The organism is Kosmotoga sp. (assembly GCF_982836095.1).
Map to the genome: position 1 here is coordinate 1 of NZ_CEYIHJ010000179.1, position 3611 is coordinate 3611.

The 3611-nt window shown below is 40.8% G+C and carries 2 protein-coding genes and 1 pseudogene; 1 reads left to right on the forward strand and 2 read right to left on the reverse strand.

The annotated features are described in order from the left end of the window. Both AC3LHT_RS09620 and AC3LHT_RS09625 read right to left on the reverse strand, forming a co-directional pair. Nucleotides 1-555 (reverse strand): GNAT family N-acetyltransferase (locus tag AC3LHT_RS09620; protein WP_488662735.1); only part of this gene is annotated, 555 nt, incomplete at its 3' end. 69 nt (nucleotides 556-624) lie between these two features. Beyond that, entirely contained in the window at nucleotides 625-3186 is a 2562-nt protein-coding gene (locus tag AC3LHT_RS09625; RefSeq protein ID WP_488662736.1) for a 6-bladed beta-propeller, read from the reverse strand. A gap of 302 nt (nucleotides 3187-3488) precedes the next feature. Between AC3LHT_RS09625 and AC3LHT_RS09630 the strand changes: the two are divergent. Continuing rightward, nucleotides 3489-3611: pseudogene (locus AC3LHT_RS09630) on the forward strand (IS3-like element ISKol7 family transposase); the annotation flags it as partial.

Genomic DNA, 3611 nt, shown 5'->3' on the forward strand with positions numbered 1-3611 from the left:
AGTGCTTGCAGCAGTTGAAACTATCTTTCCATCTTTTTCAACAACATAACGCCTCGTGGTGCCCTTTTTCAATGATTCATTAAATGACTCTTCATCTGTTACATAAAACTCTTCAATTGAGTTGAGTAAATCGAGCAACTGCCCGGCGTCTTCAATCGATGCCCTCCTTACGGGAAGGCCACAATAATCCAAATTTGGCTCTTTAAGCACCGCAAAGTGCATTTTTGATTCTTCCTTTATCATGTCTTTCAAATAAGGGGTTATTTTATCTATGCAACTTGTTTTTCCACTCAAGATCATTGCCTGTTTGAAACTCCTAATTATTTCAGCAGCAGATTTATAATCCATTTCATCCGGTGAATAGATAACAAAGAATTTGTAATACCTCATAAGCACCCCTTTTGGCTGCTCCAACTCCCCATCTATGAAGATTTCCATATAATCGGCATCGGGGCTTGTGTTTTCTATGTCACCAATTATGAAAAGGTTATATTCCTTTTCTCTGGAAAGAAAAGAAAAAAGCTTTTTTGACTCGTTAAAAGAGAGTTTTTTCATCATCTCACTCCTCGAAATGTTTTAAAAATTATATCATGAACGAGCCAATTTCAAAATTTACCTTAAAAATCACCAGATTGGTGCAAACTTTTGTATTCTTTGATTTCCCGTATCAGCAACGTAGATGAATCCCTCATAATCAACGGCAACTCCAAATGGATCTCTAAACTCGCCTGGAGCAGTTCCCCATCTACCAAATTGCGTGATGAATTCACCTTCTATGGTAAATACAAGCACTCTACCACTTAGAGGATCTGTTACATATACTAATGGATTTAAGCTCCAATCTGGAGAGACAGCTATTCCCCATACAGACACAAATTGCCCGGGACCTTCACCGGGTTCTCCCCATTCGTAGAGATATTCACCAAAATTATTAAAGACTTGAATTCTGCAGTTGCCTTCATCAGCTACAAATACGAGATCTCTATAAACAGCAATACCATGTGGAGAAATAAACTGCCCGGGACCGGAGCCAAAACCTCCCCATTCAATAACAGAAATGATCTTGAAAATCGGAGGCTCATACAACCAATCTAATGTGAATTTTTGAATGCGGTGGTTTTCTGTATCTGCTACATATACAGTCCTTAGATTTTCAGGTTCGTCTCCTATAGCAACTCCCATAGGCCTCATGAATTCGCCTAATTCTTCGCCGGGTTTACCAAACTCCTGGACGAACCGCACCTCCGTATCTCCAGGAGGAGATTTGAATATCTTGACTTTACACTCAACAGTATCTATTACATAGGCAAGATCTCGTCCATCCACTTCGATATCAAAAGGAGCTTTTAATACATAATCGGGTTGCCAACCTTCTCCCCACATAGTGAAAAACGTGCCATCAAGAAAGAACTTCTGCACGCGGTGGTTCCCATAGTCCGGTTCAAACCAGGAGTCTGCTACATAGAAATAGCCTTCTGTATCAATACATATTCCCACAGGTTCATTGAACTGCCCGGGTTCAGACCCATACCCTCCCCAAATGTCTATTAGAGGAGGTTCATGAAGAACTGTAAACATCCAGGTCTCACTTTCGCTCATTCCACCCTTTCCATCTTTGGCAACTACCTTCCAGCGCCAGGTTTCAAACTCAGGTGGAAGCTCTTCAACAGAAATAAGAAGGTGATTTTCCGGGTAATCCATTAAATACGGTAATTCAAAAGGCTCAGTCTCTGGCGCGAGGTAGAAATCATACAACAACGGATCGCCGTCCGGGTCAATACATTCCCATAGGAACTCCACCTCTGGTCCACTTACAGTGCTTTCGTTCTCTGGAAGAATCAAGAGCGGGATTTCGGGTGGACGGTTTGGAAGTATTGTCTTGAAACTCCAGAGAGGCCCTTCAGCTTCTTCTTTCCCGTCCTTAGCAACTATTTTCCAGTAGTGAGTTGTATTGGCATCTAAAATACCTGGATTGTATTCTGGTGATACGATATCAGACGCTACAAGTGCTGGAGTTGAACTAGAGCCAAAATACACATCATACGTCAAGGAATCTCCATCGGGGTCACCACATTTCCATGAAAGGGTGATATCGAGAGAGACGTCAACTTCTCCATTTTCTGGTGAAGGATATGATGGGATTAAAGGTGCTCTATTGACGTTTATAACCGTTATTATAAATGTGTTTGTTGCATTTCCACCCCATCCATCGCTTACTTCAATTTCAACTTCATGTGTTCCAGATGCATCATAATCGGGGCTGTAGGTGTATGTTGCATCTGTCATATTTCCAACTCCACTCAGTAAGATGAAACTCAATGGGTCATCATCTTGATCGGAGGCGTAAACAAGCAGGTTAAGAGTAAGGGTCTCATTTTCGTATATACATTGATCAGGTATAGAAATCTCAGGAGGTCGGCTAGCGGTTGTAAAACTCCAGACAGGTTCTTCAGTCTCTCCTCCCCAACCATCTCTGGCAACTACTTTCCAGTAGTACGTTGTGTGGCCATTTATCTCGCTTGGAGCATAATACGTATCAACAATTTCTGATGCTGAAAGTGTTGGAGTTGGGTTTGTGCCGAAATACACATCATATATCAAGATATCTCCATCAGGATCGCTGAATGCCCAGGACATGTTATCTTCACACAGGACATCTACAGCCCCATCCAATGGAGAACGATCGCAAATATAAGGAGGACTGTTTGGAATGACCTCAATGATTTTTATTACGGGTTCGACAATGTATTTCTCATCGGTTGGGTGGCGATATTCCACATCATAAGAAAATCTTACCTGTCGGAGCGTTTTAACAGACATAACAGGGAGATTGATATGGAGTTTCCCGGATGGAATTTTACAAGTGTAAGGGATCTCGATCGCTGTGAGTGTAATTTCCCCGGTGTGGAAGAATATATTCGTCAGGGTTGCATCAATGTTCATAGCCACATAATGAACCATTTTATTTATTTCCGCATCGTTTAGAATATCTATATCCTCCCAGCAATCTGCAACAATTACTTCTTTTCCATTTTCCATTAGTGTTGCTTCTACCTTTAGGACTTCAATTATAATGCTTGCCGGTTCTTCTGCAAGCAGTTTGAAGTCTTCCGTACCTGAACTGTCCATCACATTGCACCCAGCTAAAAAAGCCAGGCATATTATGATAATAACAACGGATTTCATTTTCTCGCCTCCTAAAGCAGTTTGGAAGGTTAGCTAAAGAAGTTCAGCAAATCTTTTGAACACAAGAAGCATTATAGAAGTATCACCCTACTCTTTTCAGCGTTTTTCCATAGAAAGAAAAGCCATTATGTTGGTGAAAGTAAAGGTTTTTATGAGCGCATCAAAAAATAGTCATGTATATATTTCACAACCTTCACAAAGAGTATATCTCAAGATGAAACGCGTTGCATTACATACTGCCAAGAAGTTTTAAAAGAAATCTGAAACATTTTTATATCACTAACTAATGAAACAACAATTTCAAGGTAATCGGGAAACAGACGATCGTCATTGAGACATTAAAAAAAACAGTAGTGCATCCAGGCAACGAGAAATAGTGGCGTTGCTTCTTGATGAGGGATTTGGCATTTCAGAAGCACTGAGGT